This window comes from Streptomyces sp. NPDC002935, from assembly GCF_040611295.1.
Taxonomy (GTDB): Bacteria; Actinomycetota; Actinomycetes; order Streptomycetales; family Streptomycetaceae; genus Streptomyces.
In genome coordinates this window covers 106352-121026 of record NZ_JBEXNW010000010.1, presented here as the reverse complement: position 1 = coordinate 121026, position 14675 = coordinate 106352, and the positions used below count along the sequence as shown (strand labels likewise).

Here is a 14675-nt window from a genome sequence, read left to right as displayed (position 1 = left end):
GCAGGCGGCCGGCGGGCGCCAGGAGGCAGTGGGTGCCTCGTAGGGTGGGTTCCATGACGGAACTGCCCGACCGGCGTCTGCTCCTCGTGCACGCGCACCCGGACGACGAGTCGATCAACAATGGCGCGACCATGGCCAGATACGCGGCCGAGGGCGCCCATGTGACGCTGGTGACCTGCACCCTCGGCGAGGAGGGGGAGGTCATTCCGCCCGAACTCGCCCATCTCGCCCCCGACCGCGACGGCGGACTCGGCCCGTACCGGACCGGTGAGCTGAGCGCCGCCATGAAGGAACTGGGCGTCACCGACCATCGCTTCCTCGGCGGACCCGGGCGGTTCCGCGACTCCGGGATGATGGGCGTCGAGCAGAACCACCGCGCGGGTGCCTTCTGGTCGGCGGACGTCGACGACGCCGCCGACTGCCTCGTGGAGGTGATCCGCGAGGTACGCCCCCAGGTGCTCGTCACCTATGACCCCGATGGGGGTTATGGGCACCCGGACCACATCCAGGCCCACCGTGTGGCCATGCGCGCCGCCGAACTGGCCGCGGAGCCCACCCACCGACCCGACCTCGGGGGTCCGTGGCGGATCACCAAGACGTACTGGAACAGGGTGCCGCGCCCGGTCGCCGAGGAGGCGTTCGCGCGTCTGCGGGAGGCCCTCCCGGAGCTGCCGTTCGACCGGGCGGCCGCCGTCGGTGACGTACCGGGCGTGGTCGACGAGGCGACGATCACCACCGAGGTCGACGGAACCGCGTACGCCGCCGCCAAGGCCGCCGCGATGCGGGCGCACGCCACCCAGATCACCGTGGACGGGCCCTGGTTCGTCCTCTCGAACGAGCTGGCGCAGCCGCTGTTCACCACCGAGTACTACGAGTTGGTGAACGCCCGGCGGCCCGTGACGCGGGAGACGGACCTCTTCGAGGGGATCGATCGGTGAGAGGCGCGGGGAAGACCGGGACGACGGGGCGAGGGGCGGATCTGTGATGAGTACGAACGGACAGCGCGGCGGCGGAAGTGCGCTCGCGCAGCCACTGGCACGGCCCTCGGGCGGGCGGATCGCCGCCTACCTGGGACTCTTCCTGCTCGGCGCCGTGGTCGGGGTCGCCGGGGCGCTGGTCCAGCCCGGCTGGTTCCCGGTCGGGCTGCTGCTCGCGCTGGCGGGTGCCGCCGGACTCTTCCTGGGCGGAGCGCGGGCGACCGAATCCCGGGCCGGGGCCGTCGCCCCCGCGGCCGGCTGGATGGTCGCCGTCGTCCTGCTCACCGCCAGCCGTCCGGAAGGGGACTTCCTCTTCGGCGCGGGAGTCGTCTCGTACCTCTTCCTGCTCGGAGGCATGGCCGTGGCTGTGATGTGCGCCACCCTCGGCCTGGGGCGGCAACCGGGTGCCTCCGGTGCCCGACTTGGCAAGTGACGTACCACTTCGCCGCATCGAGCAGGTGCGGGTCTCGTGCGAGATTCCTCAACGGTCGAGGTTTGCGCGCCGGACATGGCCAGTATGGTGGTGCGCGCCGCCGAGCTGCCCGAGATGAGGTCGAGTAAACGGGCGGCGGAGCCAACCGGGAGAACCTGCCTTGAGTCGTGAAACTGACAGTTCGTCCTCCGGGCCCAACGGGCGCGGTGGAGCCGCGTACCCGTCGGGGACGCCGCCGTACGGGACCCCCATGGCTTCCGAAGGCGGCGCCGACGCGGGCCGTTCGGCCGCCGGCAAGCCGCCGGAGGAGCGCAAGACCGAGACCACTCTGACGACACGGATCCGGATCAACATCCCCGGATCGCGGCCCATCCCGCCCGTGGTCGTCCGTACACCCGTCGCCGACACCGACGCGTCCCCCGAGGGCGGCGACGGCGCGAACACCGGCGCACAGGCGCCGCGCGGCATGAGCGCGCCCGCGGGCAACTCCGCCGCGACGGCCACCACCGCGGCCCCGTCCGCGCCGGCACCCGTGACCGCGCCCGGGGACCAGCCCGGGGCGGAGGACAAGACGAGCGACTGGTTCGCGCCACGCAAGGCCGGTGCGCCCAAGGGCGGGCCGGGCGGCGGCTCGACCAATGGGGCGGGCCTGCCGAGCGGTTCGGCTCCCCCGAGTGCGACGGGCGCCGCGGGTTCCGCGGGGACACCGGGCGCGGGACGGCCGACGCCGTCCAACGGTGCCGGTCCGCTGGGCATCACCGGCGGCGTCCGGCCCGGCGGTACGAACGGTGCCGGGCTCCCCGGTGCCACCGGCGCCGGACCCGTGGCCCCCGGCCACGGCGGCGGCACGGGCTCCTTCGACGTCTCCGGGGCGCTGCGCGACACCGGCTCCTTCCCGGCCATCGGTTCGGCCGGCGGGTCCGGCGAACAGCGCCGCGACGACCTCCCGTACTTCTCCGAAGGCGGCCGCGGCCCGGCCGGTCCGACCGGCGGTCCCACCACCGGTGACGGCCCGATGGTGCCTCCGGCCGGTGCGGGCGCGGCTCCCGGCAGCCTGGCCGCAGGGCCGGGCTCGGCCCCCGGCAACCGGAACCCGCGAGCGGGATATCCGGGCGTCGGCACGGGCTCGCACGGCGGCCTGAGCGGCGGTCTCAGCGACGACACCGCGATCCTCACCCCGCAGAAGCCGGCGCCCGACCCGGGACCCGGCGGCTACGGCGCCCCCGTGGACAACGTCTCCGGGCACACCCTGACCAGCGGCATCCCCGTCGTCTCGCCGTCCCAGAACTTCGCGTACGAGGCGGGGACGCGCAACGACGGACCCCGGTCGCACACCCCGCCGAAGCTGCCCGAGCCCGTCCAGCAGCCGCCCGCCTCGTCGAAGCAGGCGAAGAAGAAAAAGGGCCGCAACAAGCCGGCGCTCCTCGGCGTCCTCGTCGTGGTGCTCGCCGGCGGCGCCTACGGCGCGGGCCTGCTCATGAACCACTCGGACGTGCCCAAGGGCACCACCGTGCTCGGCGTCGACATCGGCGGCGGCACCCGCGACGAGGCCGTCAAGAAGCTCGACGACGCCTTCAGCGCCCGGACGAACAAGCCGCTGACGCTCTCCGTCGACGGCGACACGGTCCAGCTCAGGCCCGACCAGGCCGGACTCCAGCTGGACAGCCAGGCCACCGTCCGCGCCGCCGCCGGTAGCGACTACAACCCGATCTCGGTGATCGGTTCGCTGTTCGGCCAGGAGCGCGTGGTCGAGCCCGTCATGCCGGTCGACGAGGAGAAGCTGCAGGCCGCCCTGGAGCGCGCCGCGAGCGGCTCCGGTTCGGCGAGCGAGGGCACGATCAAGTTCCAGGCGGGCAAGGCCGTCCCCGTCTACGGCAAGGCGGGCAAGGGCCTCGACGCCGGCTCCTCGATGCAGGCCGTCGAGGACGCGTACCGCGCCCAGGTGGAGACCAACGCGACCACTCCGGTGAAGGTCGCCACCACGACCCGCCAGCCGACGGTCACGAAGGCCGAGGTGGACCGCAAGATGTCGACGTTCGCGACGGCCGCGATGTCGGCGAACATCACCATCCGCACGGACGCCACCCACCTGGTCGCCTTCAGCCCGCAGAAGTCCATCTGGAAGTTCCTGAGCGTCAGGCCGGTCCAGGGCAAGCTCGTCGAGCACTACGACCTCAAGGCGCTCCAGGCGCTGTACGGCCATGCCTTCGACGGTGTGACGATCACCAAGGGCGACGGCAGCAAGAAGGCCGTGAGCCCGGAGGACGTGGCCTCCGCCGTCGGCCGGGCCCTCGTCGGGAAGACGGCCGCCGCCCGCGACGTGACCATCCCCACCAACCCCAACTAGCGGTCGCACCAAGCGCATCGAGGGCATCCAGCCGTTCTCACCGGCCGGGTGCCCTCTCGCCGTACCGCGGGGCGGCCGCAGGGCAGGTGCGCCTGCCCTCGACATGACATCTGTCATCCGCGACCGAGGACACACCGCACTGCCGCGGGCACCCCCATCGTCGCCACGATGGATCACATGACAACGACTGCGGCGATCACCACCACACCGGTGGTCGGGTTCGAATCGGTGACCAAGAGCTACGGGAACGTCCGGGCCGTGGACGGGCTGACGCTCGAACTGCACCCCGGCGAGACCGTCGCCCTCCTGGGTCCCAACGGGGCGGGCAAGTCGACCACCCTCGACCTCCTGCTCGGCCTCAAGAACGCCGACAGCGGGACGGTCCGCGTGTTCGGCACCGGCCCGCGCGAGGCGATCGTCGCCGGGCGGGTGGGCGCCATGCTCCAGAGCGGCGGCCTGATGGACGAGGTCACCGTCGGCGAACTGGTGAAGCTCGCCTGCGATCTGCACCCGAAGCCGTACCGCGCCGCCGACGTCCTCGCCCGCGCGGGCATCACCCAGATCGCCGACCGCAAGGTCAACAAGCTCTCGGGCGGCCAGGCACAGCGCGTCCGCTTCGCCCTCGCCACGGCCGGCGACAGCGACCTGATCGTCCTCGACGAGCCCACCACCGGCATGGACGTCTCCGCCCGGCAGGCCTTCTGGGCCACCATGCGCGAGCAGGCCGACCAGGGCCGTACGGTCCTGTTCGCCACGCACTACCTGGAGGAGGCCGACGCCATAGCGGACCGCGTGCTCGTCCTGCACCGGGGACGGCTGCTGGCGGACGGCACCGCCGCGGAGATCAAGGCCAAGGCCGGCGCCCGCCGCGTCGCCTTCGACCTGGAGGGCACGATCGACGAGGCCCCGCTGCGCGCGCTGCCCTTCCTCACCTCGATCGACGTGTCCGGGCAGACCGTCCGCATCCAGTCCTCCGACGCGGACGCGACCGTCCACGCGCTCTACGGGCTCGGCGTCTACCCCCGCAACCTCGAAGTCGCCGGGCTCGGTCTGGAGCAGGCCTTCGTCGCCATCACCGCGGCCGAAGAGGCCAACCGCACGGCGGCCGAAGAGGCCAACCCCAACGCGGCCGAACACGCCGACCGCACCGCCGCCGAGGAGGCCACGTCCAAGTGAACAGTCTCATCAAGCTGGAGATCACCCGCGCCCTGCGCAACCGGAAGTTCCTGTTCTTCTCGGTGATCTACCCCTCGGCCCTGTTCCTGCTGATCGCGGGCAGCGCCGACAGCACCACGAAGGTGGACGGCACCGGCCTCACCCTGCCGACCTTCTTCATGGTCTCCATGGCCTCCTTCGGCGCCCTGACCGCCGTCCTCATGGGCAACAGCGAGCGCATCGCGAAGGAGCGGGAGAGCGGCTGGGTACGGCAGTTGAGGCTCACCGCGCTGCCGGGCCGCGGTTATGTGTTCGCCAAGACGGCCAGCGCCGCCGTGATCAGCCTGCCGTCGATCGTGATCGTCTTCGTGGTCGCCGCGGCGGTGAAGGACGTACGCCTGGACGCCTGGCAGTGGTTCGCGCTCACCGGTGTGATCTGGACCGGCAGCCTTGTCTTCGCCGCGCTCGGCGTCGCCATCGGCTATCTCGCCAGCGGGGACGCGGTCCGCCCGATCACGATGATCGTCTACTTCGGTCTGTCGATGCTCGGCGGCCTGTGGATGCCGACGACGACCTTCCCCGACTGGCTGCAGAACATAGCGAAGTGGCTGCCCACGCACGCGTACGCTGCCCTGGGGCAGGCCATCGAACTGGGGAACGCCCCGCACGCGAAGGACATCGCCATCCTCGCCGTCTCCTTCGCCCTCTTCGCGGGCGGCGCGGCCTGGCTGTACCGGAAGGACACGCTGAAGGCGTGAGTGCCATGACGGAAGACCCGCTGCCCGACGGGGCCCGCACGGACCGGCTGGTACGGATGGGAGAGTCCCCGCGCAACGTCCGCGAGGCCCTGCGCAAGTCGGTGTGGATCGTCATCTGGCTGGTGTTCCTCAGCTCACCGGTCCACGACCTCGCCTCCGGCAACCACACACCCGCGGCCACCGCGGCCGGCGGGGTGGGCCTCGCGGCCTTCGTCGCGATCTATCTGACACTGGTCTTCCGGCACATGGGCAAGGCCTTCGCGGGCACGCTGGCCGTCACCCTCATGGTCCTCGCCCTCGGCGCACTGGCTGTCGTCCTGTGCCTGACGCTCGGTGCGCCCTGGCTCGGCCTGTTCGTGTACGTCTCGGTCGCCTGCGGGACGACGTTCCCGCTGCGCGTGTCGTACTGGACCATCGCGCTGACCGCCGTCGTGATGCTGCTCGTCGGCCTCCACGGCGGCGAACGGGACGCACTCAACCTCGTCCTGCTCGTCGTCCTCATCGGCTTCGCGATGACCGGCGTACGGCAGTTGGTCCGCACGACGGTGGAGCTGCGCAAAGCGCGGGCCACCGTCGCCCAGCTCGCCGCCAACGAGGAGCGCCTGAGGCTCGCCAGGGACCTGCACGACCTGCTCGGCCACTCCCTCTCGCTGATCACGCTGAAGAGCGAGCTGGCCGGGCGGATGCTCCCCGAGCACCCCGACAAGGCGGCCCAGCAGGTCGCCGACATCGAGCAGGTGAGCCGCCAGGCCCTGGTCGACGTCCGCGAGGCGGTCACCGGCTACCGGCGGCCCCGGCTGGCCGGTGAACTCGCGGGCGCCCAGGTCGCGTTGACCGCGGCGGACGTCGTCGCCGACCTGCCGGCCGAACCCGACCTCGACGGTGTCCCCGAGGAGAGCGAGTCCCCGCTGGCCTGGGCGCTGCGCGAGGCGGTCACCAACGTCGTACGGCACAGCGGCGCCCGGCGCTGCACGGTGCGACTCGTCCGGCGCCAGACACTGGACGGACCCGTGCTCGAACTGTCGGTGGAGGACGACGGCTCGGGCGGCTCCTCCGCCGGTACCCCCGGCAACGGCCTGACGGGCCTGACCGAACGCCTGGAGAAGGCTGGCGGCTCGATGGAGGCGGGCCGGGTCCGGCACGGATTCCGGCTGGTCGCCCGGGTGCCGATCACGGGCGACCAGGCCTCTGCGGACGCGGCGGCGACCCCGTAGGATCCGGTGCATGAGCCGCACGATCAAGGTCCTGCTCGCCGAGGACCAGTCGATGGTCCGCGAGGCGCTGGCCGCCCTGCTGGGACTGGAGCCGGACATCGAGGTCGTCGCCCAAGTGGCCCGCGGTGACGAGGTACTGGGGGCGGTCCGCACCCATGACGTGGACGTGGCCCTCCTCGACATCGAGATGCCGGGCATGACGGGCATAGAGGCCGCGGCCGAACTCCACAAGGAGTTCCCCGCCCTCAAGCTGATCGTCCTCACGACCTTCGGCCGCCCCGGATACCTCCGCAGCGCCATGGAGTCCGGCGCCGACGCCTTCCTGGTCAAGGACGCCCCGGCCGCTCAACTCGCCGCGGCGGTACGCAAGGTGCTGGCCGGCGAGCGCGTCATCGACCCCACGCTGGCCGCCGCAGCGCTGGCCGAGGGCGCCAACCCGCTCACCGACCGCGAACGCGAGATCCTCCGCGCCGCCGCCGACGGCTCCACCAACGCCGAACTGGCCACCGCCCTCCACCTCTCCCAGGGCACGGTCCGCAACTACCTCTCCACAGCCATCCAGAAACTGGCGGTCCGCAACCGGGCGGAGGCGGTTCGGATCGCGCGGGAGAAGGGATGGCTCTGAGCGGCATCGCGGGCCGGAGCCCTCAGTTGAGCATCGCGCGTGCCGCGTGGGCCTGTTGGCGTACGCGGTCGGCGGCCGGTTCGTCGACCGCTGCCACCACGTCGGCGTACGCGTCGAGTTCGGCGGCTCCGTTCATGAAGTCTCCTCGCTGGACGAGAAGTTGGGCGTGCTCGTAGCGCAGTCGCGCCGGGTGTGAGGGCAGCTGGAGGGACAGCTCCACCGACCACAGGGACACGTCGGAGCGTTCGGGCCGGGCGGCGGCCCAGGCGCGGATGTTGTTCAGGATGCGCACGACGACGTCGAGCGGGTCGGCGGGGGAGAGCATCGACGGGTCGAGCGGTGCGCCGGTCGCCCCGGCGACCAGGAGTTCCGCGTCGGAGCCGGTCAGCACCCGTCCCCCGTCGAAGGGATCGGCGAGCACCTGCTGCTCGGGCGGTCCGAAGCCCACCACGAAGTGACCGGGCAGCGCGACGCCGTAGACCGGTGCGCCGGCCCGTCGCGCGACCTCCATCCACACCACGGAGAGCAGGATGGGCAGCCCGCGCCGCCGTCGCAGCACCGCGTGCAGCAGGGAGGACTCCAGCCGCTGGTAGTCGCCCGGCGAGCCCCGGTATCCGCACCGCCCGCCGAGGAGTTCGGCCAGGGCGGTCGCCCAGGCGCGGGGGCCGCCCGGACGGAAGGGCAGCCGGCCCGCCAGCTCGTCCAGCTCGATCTGCGCCGCGTCCATCCCGGCCTCGTCCAGCGTCCCGTCCGCCGCGGCGCCCACCAGCAGGCACAGCACCGCCAGATCGGGCCGCTCGGCCCGCGCCTCGTCGGCGAACCGCCGCCGTACCTCGTCGGCTCGCTCCGGCTCAGGTGGCTGAGGTGAAGGCATAGCCGGTTCGTGCCCCCTCACACCGATCGATACGGCTCGGCACCCGACTCGGCATCCGGCCCGTCACCGCCGAAACCGCTGTCCGCCGTGACGGCGCCCGCCGCGCCGCTGTCCGCCGCACTGCCGCCCGCCGCGCCGCCACTCGCGGAGATGGCGCCCGTCGCGCCACCACTCGCCGCGCCACCACCTGCCGCACCGGCGTCCGCTGTACCCGCTCTCACCCCAGTGGCGCTCGTGCCGGCACCGTCGCGGGTGTTCGCCTCGGCGTCCGCGACGGTGTCCGTGCCGGCGTCCGGTGTCCACCGGTAGTGGTGGTACGCGTGATGCGGGCCGAAGCCCATCCGGCCGTACAGCTCCCGTGCCCCCGCGTTGTCCGCCTCCACCTGGAGCCAGGCCGCCGAGGCGCCCTCGTCCAGGGCGCGGCGGGCCAGCGCGGCCATGACTGCGGTGGCCAGGCCCCTGCGGCGCTGGGCCGGGTCGACCTCGACAGCGGCGAAACCGGCCCAGCGCCCGTCCACCACGCACCGCCCGATCGCGGCCGGAGCCGCGCCCTCGGCGCCGGGCACCGTCGCGAACCACACCGAAGGCCCGCTGCCCAGGACCTTCAGGGCCACGTCGCTCATGCCCTTGCGCTGATAGCGGTCGAGCCACGCGTCGTCGGCCGTGCGGGAGAGCCTCACCTCGGGTGCCTCCCGGTCCCCGATCGGCGCGAGCGAGCCGATCCACAGCTCGGCGGTCACCTCACGCGTCCAGCCGCGCGCCTCCAGCTCCGCGCAGAGCAGTTCCTGCGTGCCCTCGGCCCCGGTCGCGGTCTGGATGTACGCGGGCAGGTCACGGGCGGCGTACCAGTCCCGTACGCGCGTCAGTGCCTGGTCGAGCGGCAGACCCGGGTCGCCCAGCGGCAGCACGGAGTTGGCCCGGCGGGTGAACCCGCCCGCCGCCCGCAGCTCCCATCCGCCGAGCCACTCGCTCTCCACCGGCCGCCAGGCCCGCGCGGCGACGCGAGCCAGCTCCTCGTACGACGCCGCGGGCCCGCGGCGTCGGGCCGGGGCGGACGGTACGACCTTGCCCGCGACCAGCGAGGATTCCGCGATCCGGACACGCTCACCGGTCCGTCGTGTGATCAACAGCACACCGTCGTCCCATGATGTGAGAACTCCGACCGTATCGGTGAACTTCCCACCCGTGTCTCCGTCGGCGATCACGCAGCGCACCGAGACGCGTTTTCCCACGTCAGCAGCGGTGATGCGGACCTCGAGGCGGCCGGAAGCAGAGAATTCCACAGGTCAGTTCACCCCTCCTGTTCGGATCATGCCCAAGAACGGAGATACTAGGGGCGGGCATCGACGACGCCGCGCTCCCGCGCGCCAGGCGGCGGAGCCTACGGAGGCCCGCCAGCGCCCTATCGAGGAGGAACGACAGCGTGACCTACGTCATCGCGCAGCCTTGTGTCGACGTCAAGGACAAGGCGTGCATCGAGGAGTGCCCGGTCGACTGCATCTACGAGGGCTCCCGGTCCTTGTACATCCACCCGGACGAATGCGTCGACTGCGGAGCCTGTGAGCCGGTGTGCCCGGTCGAGGCGATCTTCTACGAGGACGACACTCCGGAAGAGTGGAAGGACTACTACAAGGCGAACGTCGAGTTCTTCGACGAGCTCGGCTCGCCCGGTGGCGCCAGCAAGCTCGGTCTGATCGAGCGCGACCACCCCTTCATCGCAGCGCTTCCGCCGCAGAACCAGTAAGCGGCCCGCTGGGGTACCTCCCAGCGGCAGCTGACGGAGCGCCGCCTCGGTCCCGTACGGCCTGATCGCTCCGATCGCCGTACGGGACCGAGGCATTTGCCGTGTCGGCCCGTGCAGCATCCGTGCCGCAGCCCGTGTCCGCCTGTACGGGTCGTACGTACGAGAAAGTGAGCCCGATCCCGTGTCCGCAGTCTCCGACCGGCTTCCCGTCTTCCCCTGGGACAAGCTGGAGCCCTACAAGGCGACCGCCGCCGCTCATCCGGGCGGCATCGTCGACCTGTCCGTCGGCACCCCGGTCGACCCGGTGCCCGAGCTGATCCAGAAGGCCCTGGTCGCGGCCGCGGACTCGCCCGGCTATCCCACGGTGTGGGGCACGCCCGAGCTGCGGGACGCGCTCACGGGCTGGGTGGAGCGACGGCTCGGCGCGCGGGACGTCACCCACCGCCATGTCCTGCCGATCGTCGGCTCCAAGGAACTGGTCGCCTGGCTGCCGACGCAGCTCGGCCTCGGCCCCGGCGACAAGGTCGCGTACCCGCGTCTCGCGTACCCGACGTACGAGGTCGGCGCGCGGCTCGCGCGGGCGGACCACGTGGCCTACGACGACCCGACGGAGCTGGACCCGACGGGCCTGAAGCTGCTGTGGCTGAACTCCCCGTCGAACCCGACCGGCAGGGTCCTGTCCGCCGCGGAGCTCACCCGGATCGTCGCCTGGGCTCGCGAGCACGGCATCCTCGTCTTCTCCGACGAGTGCTACATCGAGCTGGGCTGGGAGGCCGACCCGGTCTCGGTGCTGCACCCGGACGTCTGCGGCGGCTCCTACGAGGGGATCGTCTCGGTCCACTCGCTCTCCAAGCGCTCGAACCTGGCCGGCTACCGCGCCGCGTTCCTCGCGGGCGACCCCGCCGTCCTCGGTGAGCTGCTCGCGATCCGCAAGCACGGCGGCATGATGACCTCCGCGCCGACCCAGGCCGCCGTGGTCGCCGCCCTCGCGGACGACACCCACGTCCGCGAGCAGCGCGACCGCTACGCCGCCCGCCGTACCGCCCTGCGCGCCGCGCTCCTGGGCCACGGCTTCCGCATCGAGCACAGCGAGGCGAGCCTCTACCTCTGGGCCACCCGGGACGAGTCCTGCTGGTCCACGGTGGCCCACCTGGCGGAGCTGGGCATCCTGGTGGCGCCGGGCGACTTCTACGGCGAGGCGGGCGAGAAGTTCGTCCGCGTGGCCCTCACCGCCTCGGACGAGCGCGTCGCGGCGGCGGTGGAACGCCTCGGGCAGGCTCCGTCGGCCCAGTAGTACGAAACGGGGGTCCGGGGAACTCGCTTCCCCGGACCCCCGTCGCCGTACGTGCCTGCCGGGCCCCGCGTCCGGGGCGTCCGGCGCGACGGCGGTGCCTAGCCGCCCAGCGGCAGGCCCTTCAGCGGCAGCTGCTCCGTCGGCAGGCCGCCCTGGGTCACGGTGCTCGTCGGCAGGCCGCCGCCGGTCGCGCTCTTCGCGGTGTCACCGAGGAGGCCACCGGCCTGCCCGGCCGCGCCCCCGGCCACCTTCTGTGCGGCCGGCGTCGCCTTCTTGGCGACCTTCCCGCCGGTCCTGCCCGCGGCCGGCACGGACTTCTTGACCGCGTCGCCGCCGGACTTGCCGGCGATCCCGGTGACATTCTGCGCCGCTCCGTCGACGGTGCTGCCGACGTTCGCTCCGTCCAGGGCGGTCAGTCCGCCGAGGCTGGGGGTGGCCGGCAGTCCGGCCGCGCAGGCGGAGCCGGCCGCACCGACCACGGGCGCCGCTCCGGCCGCGACGAGCAGCACGACACGGGCGATCCGGCGGGTCAGGGGGAGGGACATGTTGCTCCTTATGACGGGAGAGAACGGGGAAGTGTCCGACCGTGCCCGGGGAGTGGACCGGCTGGCTGCCGACCGACCGTGTCACCGACCGCTGATCGTTCGCGCTGATCGTTCGTGGTGATCGTTCCGGGCTCGGACGCAGTGACTACCGCTCGAGGTCCGCGAAGGTTGCGGTGGCCCGACGTAAAGAGTTGGTAATGCGTCGCATTATCGGTTGTGGATAAAAACGGGCAAACAATGCCCGGCCGCCTGTCCCGCGGAATCCTTGCGGCCCTTTGTTCTCAAGGGATTTCCCGGATGCCGGAGTGAGTGCGCGCAAGCCCGTGCCCGTCGTCGGCCCGCCGAGCGCCGGGTCCCCCCAACGAGTGAGGGTCCGTACTACTGAGCAGTGACGATACGGACCTCGGCCACGGCCTTCCCCACGGCCGAACCACCCTTCCCGTCGGCCGTGCGCCACGAGCCCTCCGAAGTCCCGGCGGTCCACTCGCGCCCCGCGTACGACACCCGTTCGATGTGCAGGGCCGAGGAGTTGGCCACGGCCCAGTGCGCCAGCTCCCAGCCGCGCCGCAGCGCCCCGGTCCCGGCGGTGGACTCCTCGCGCACGGGGACCGTCACGGTCCGGCCGCCCCCCGACGGCGAGGCCGAGGCGGTGGGCGTGGGCGACGCGGAGGAACCCGCGGTGTCCACCGTGGCGCCCGCCTCCTGGAGCACATCGCGCCCGAAGTCCCGCGCGAGCGCGGCCCGCACCGGGGCCGCGCCGCCCGCCGGGGTCGCGTCCGGGCGCCCCTCGCAGGTCAGCGTGGCCGCGGCGCGGCCGGTCAGCGCGGCGGCGAGCAGCGTGGCGTCCGGCTCGTGCTTCGCGTACGCCTGCGGGTAGCCGCTGCGCTGGACGCGCTGCGCGGCCACGGTGAGCGGCAGCCGTGAGTAGCCGGGGACCTTGCCCAGGTGTTCGTAGAAGATGCCCGCCGCGTACGTCGGGTCCATGATCTGCTTCCTCGTGCCCCAGCCCTGCGAGGGCCGCTGCTGGAACAGGCCGAGGGAGTCCCGGTCGCCGTGCTGGATGTTGCGCAGCCCCGACTCCTGGAGCGCCGTCGCGAGGGCGATGGCCACCGCGCGCTCGGGCATGCCGCGGGAGGTGCCGATCGCCGAGATCGTCGCCGCGTTCACCGCCTGCTCGGGTGTGAACTCGTACGACGCGCCGTCGCCCTTGCCGGAGACGACCTTGCAGCGGGGCGCGCCGGTGCCGCCCGTGAGGTACTGCACGCCGAGGTAGCCCGCGAGCGCGAGCAGGACCACGACGGCCCCTCCGAAGCGAAGGAGGCGACCACGGCGCCGGACAGGAGTGGGGGACGGCTCTGACACGCGTACAAGGTACTGGAGACCCCTGTCGGCGTTCTGTGGGGCTGTGGACAACCGGAGGGTCACCCGGGGGATACGACCGCATCCGGCTGCTTTCGGGACCGCTCGGCCGGGCGCGCTAGGGTCGACGGCATGGCCGACACCCCGCTTGACCTCACCCTGGACGCAGCCGAGCTCACCGCGCAGCTCGTCGACTTCCCCTCGGAGAGCGGCGACGAGAAGCCGCTCGCGGACGCCGTCGAGGCCGCCCTGCGCGCCCTGCCGCATCTGACGGTCGACCGGTACGGCAACAACGTCGTGGCACGCACGAACCTGGGCCGCGCCGAGCGTGTCGTCCTCGCCGGCCACATCGACACGGTGCCGATCGCCGACAACGTGCCCTCCCGCCTCGACGAGGACGGTGTGCTGTGGGGATGCGGCACCTGCGACATGAAGTCGGGCGTCGCGGTCCAGCTCCGTATCGCGGCCACGGTCCCGGAACCCAACCGGGACCTCACGTTCGTCTTCTACGACAACGAAGAGGTCGCGGCCCACCTGAACGGGCTGAAGCATGTGTCCGAGGCCCACCCCGAATGGCTGCAGGGTGACTTCGCGGTCCTCCTGGAGCCCTCCGACGGGCAGGTCGAGGGCGGCTGCCAGGGCACGCTGCGAGTGCTGCTGAAGACCAAGGGCGAGCGGGCCCACTCCGCCCGCAGCTGGATGGGCTCGAACGCGATCCACGCGGCCTCGCCGATCCTGGCCGCGCTGGCCGCGTACGAGCCGCGCTACCCGGTGATCGACGGCCTGGAGTACCGCGAGGGCCTGAACGCGGTGGGCATCTCGGGCGGTGTCGCGGGCAACGTCATCCCCGACGAGTGTGTCGTCACCGTCAATTTCCGCTACGCGCCCGACCGCACCGAGGAGGAGGCGATCGAGCACGTCCGCGAGGTCTTCGCCGACTGCGGCGTGGCCGAGTTCGTCGTCGACGACCACAGCGGGGCCGCCCTCCCCGGCCTCTCCCACCCGGCCGCCGCCGCCTTCATCGAGGCGGTCGGCGGCACCCCGCAGCCCAAGTACGGCTGGACGGACGTCTCCCGCTTCAGCCGGCTCGGCATTCCGGCGGTCAACTACGGCCCCGGCAATCCTCACTTGGCGCACAAGCGGGACGAACGGGTGGAGACGGCCAAGATCCTCGCGGGTGAGGAGCGGCTGCGCGACTGGCTCACCGCCTGAGGCGTACCTGTTGGCGGTTCGTGGCGGACATGCCCACGTCCCCCCGCCGTAACCAGCGGAGATCTACGCTGGGGCGGAACGACCTTCCCCCGCCCCGGCCTCGGCCGGGGCGGGGGAGATCCGTACGCGGAGGGAGTG

Annotated in this window: 13 protein-coding genes and 1 pseudogene; 10 read left to right on the top strand and 4 right to left on the bottom strand. The window is 72.4% G+C overall.

The features are described from left to right. Nucleotides 1–53 precede the first annotated feature (53 nt). The 7 genes from mshB (at nucleotide 54) to ABZX90_RS15885 (ending at nucleotide 7509) form a co-directional block, all read left to right on the top strand. The gene (mshB, locus tag ABZX90_RS15915) at nucleotides 54–938 is read left to right on the top strand and encodes an N-acetyl-1-D-myo-inositol-2-amino-2-deoxy-alpha-D-glucopyranoside deacetylase (protein WP_355205228.1); all 885 of its coding nucleotides are present in this window, start codon (nucleotides 54–56) and stop codon (nucleotides 936–938) included. Between the two features lie 46 nt (nucleotides 939–984). Then, nucleotides 985–1410, top strand: coding sequence for a DUF6113 family protein (locus tag ABZX90_RS15910; RefSeq protein ID WP_351128768.1), 426 nt, complete (start codon nucleotides 985–987; stop codon nucleotides 1408–1410). Nucleotides 1411–1570: 160 nt separating this feature from the next. Further along, nucleotides 1571–3757 carry a hypothetical protein gene (locus ABZX90_RS15905; RefSeq protein ID WP_355205225.1) on the top strand — a complete coding sequence of 729 codons (2187 nt, stop codon included), beginning with the start codon at nucleotides 1571–1573 and terminating at the stop codon, nucleotides 3755–3757. A 177-nt stretch (nucleotides 3758–3934) separates the two neighbouring features. Further along, on the top strand, nucleotides 3935–4933 hold the full coding sequence (locus ABZX90_RS15900; RefSeq protein ID WP_351128773.1) for an ABC transporter ATP-binding protein: 999 nt from the start codon (nucleotides 3935–3937) through the stop codon (nucleotides 4931–4933). Beyond that, a complete protein-coding gene (locus ABZX90_RS15895; protein ID WP_355205222.1) occupies nucleotides 4930–5670 on the top strand; it encodes an ABC transporter permease in 741 nt (246 codons plus the stop codon). Before ABZX90_RS15900 ends, ABZX90_RS15895 begins: the two co-directional genes overlap by 4 nt. A 5-nt stretch (nucleotides 5671–5675) precedes the next feature. Then, entirely contained in the window at nucleotides 5676–6884 is a 1209-nt protein-coding gene (locus tag ABZX90_RS15890) for a sensor histidine kinase (protein ID WP_355205473.1), read from the top strand. Nucleotides 6885–6894: 10 nt separating this feature from the next. Continuing rightward, entirely contained in the window at nucleotides 6895–7509 is a 615-nt protein-coding gene (locus ABZX90_RS15885; protein WP_351128778.1) for a response regulator transcription factor, read from the top strand. Nucleotides 7510–7531: 22 nt separating this feature from the next. On the opposite strand, the gene ABZX90_RS15880 is transcribed toward ABZX90_RS15885, so the two are convergent. Together ABZX90_RS15880 and ABZX90_RS15875 are read right to left on the bottom strand one after the other, a co-directional pair. After that, a complete protein-coding gene (locus tag ABZX90_RS15880) occupies nucleotides 7532–8383 on the bottom strand; it encodes a transglutaminase-like domain-containing protein (protein ID WP_351128781.1) in 852 nt (283 codons plus the stop codon). 302 nt (nucleotides 8384–8685) lie between these two features. Beyond that, a pseudogene (locus tag ABZX90_RS15875) lies at nucleotides 8686–9666 on the bottom strand (GNAT family N-acetyltransferase); the annotation flags it as partial. 140 nt (nucleotides 9667–9806) lie between these two features. On the opposite strand from ABZX90_RS15875, the gene fdxA reads away from it, so the two are divergent. Next, nucleotides 9807–10127 (top strand): ferredoxin, encoded by a 321-nt coding sequence (gene fdxA, locus ABZX90_RS15870; RefSeq protein ID WP_018089397.1) that lies wholly within the window; start codon nucleotides 9807–9809, stop codon nucleotides 10125–10127. Nucleotides 10128–10308: 181 nt separating this feature from the next. Beyond that, the gene (locus ABZX90_RS15865) at nucleotides 10309–11421 is read left to right on the top strand and encodes a bifunctional succinyldiaminopimelate transaminase/glutamate-prephenate aminotransferase (RefSeq protein ID WP_351128784.1); all 1113 of its coding nucleotides are present in this window, start codon (nucleotides 10309–10311) and stop codon (nucleotides 11419–11421) included. A 98-nt stretch (nucleotides 11422–11519) separates the two neighbouring features. Here ABZX90_RS15865 and ABZX90_RS15860 read toward each other — a convergent pair whose 3' ends face one another. Continuing rightward, nucleotides 11520–11966, bottom strand: a complete 447-nt coding sequence (locus tag ABZX90_RS15860; RefSeq protein ID WP_355205216.1) for an ATP-binding protein — start codon at nucleotides 11964–11966, stop codon at nucleotides 11520–11522. A gap of 378 nt (nucleotides 11967–12344) precedes the next feature. Further along, nucleotides 12345–13328 carry a heavy metal transporter gene (locus ABZX90_RS15855; protein WP_355205213.1) on the bottom strand — a complete coding sequence of 328 codons (984 nt, stop codon included), beginning with the start codon at nucleotides 13326–13328 and terminating at the stop codon, nucleotides 12345–12347. A 129-nt stretch (nucleotides 13329–13457) separates the two neighbouring features. On the opposite strand from ABZX90_RS15855, the gene dapE reads away from it, so the two are divergent. Then, nucleotides 13458–14537 (top strand): succinyl-diaminopimelate desuccinylase, encoded by a 1080-nt coding sequence (dapE, locus tag ABZX90_RS15850; protein WP_351128790.1) that lies wholly within the window; start codon nucleotides 13458–13460, stop codon nucleotides 14535–14537. Nucleotides 14538–14675 lie beyond the last annotated feature (138 nt).

Excerpts from the sequence above, each read along its gene's own strand:
- ABZX90_RS15900 (WP_351128773.1), top strand. The coding sequence starts at position 3,935 with ATGACAACGACTGCGGCGATCACCACCACACCGGTGGTCGGGTTCGAA.
- ABZX90_RS15880 (WP_351128781.1), bottom strand. The coding sequence starts at position 8,383 with ATGCCTTCACCTCAGCCACCTGAGCCGGAGCGAGCCGACGAGGTACGG.
- ABZX90_RS15890 (WP_355205473.1), top strand. The coding sequence starts at position 5,676 with ATGACGGAAGACCCGCTGCCCGACGGGGCCCGCACGGACCGGCTGGTA.
- ABZX90_RS15885 (WP_351128778.1), top strand. The coding sequence starts at position 6,895 with ATGAGCCGCACGATCAAGGTCCTGCTCGCCGAGGACCAGTCGATGGTC.
- ABZX90_RS15860 (WP_355205216.1), bottom strand. The coding sequence starts at position 11,966 with ATGTCCCTCCCCCTGACCCGCCGGATCGCCCGTGTCGTGCTGCTCGTC.
- ABZX90_RS15910 (WP_351128768.1), top strand. The coding sequence starts at position 985 with ATGAGTACGAACGGACAGCGCGGCGGCGGAAGTGCGCTCGCGCAGCCA.
- mshB (WP_355205228.1), top strand. The coding sequence starts at position 54 with ATGACGGAACTGCCCGACCGGCGTCTGCTCCTCGTGCACGCGCACCCG.
- dapE (WP_351128790.1), top strand. The coding sequence starts at position 13,458 with ATGGCCGACACCCCGCTTGACCTCACCCTGGACGCAGCCGAGCTCACC.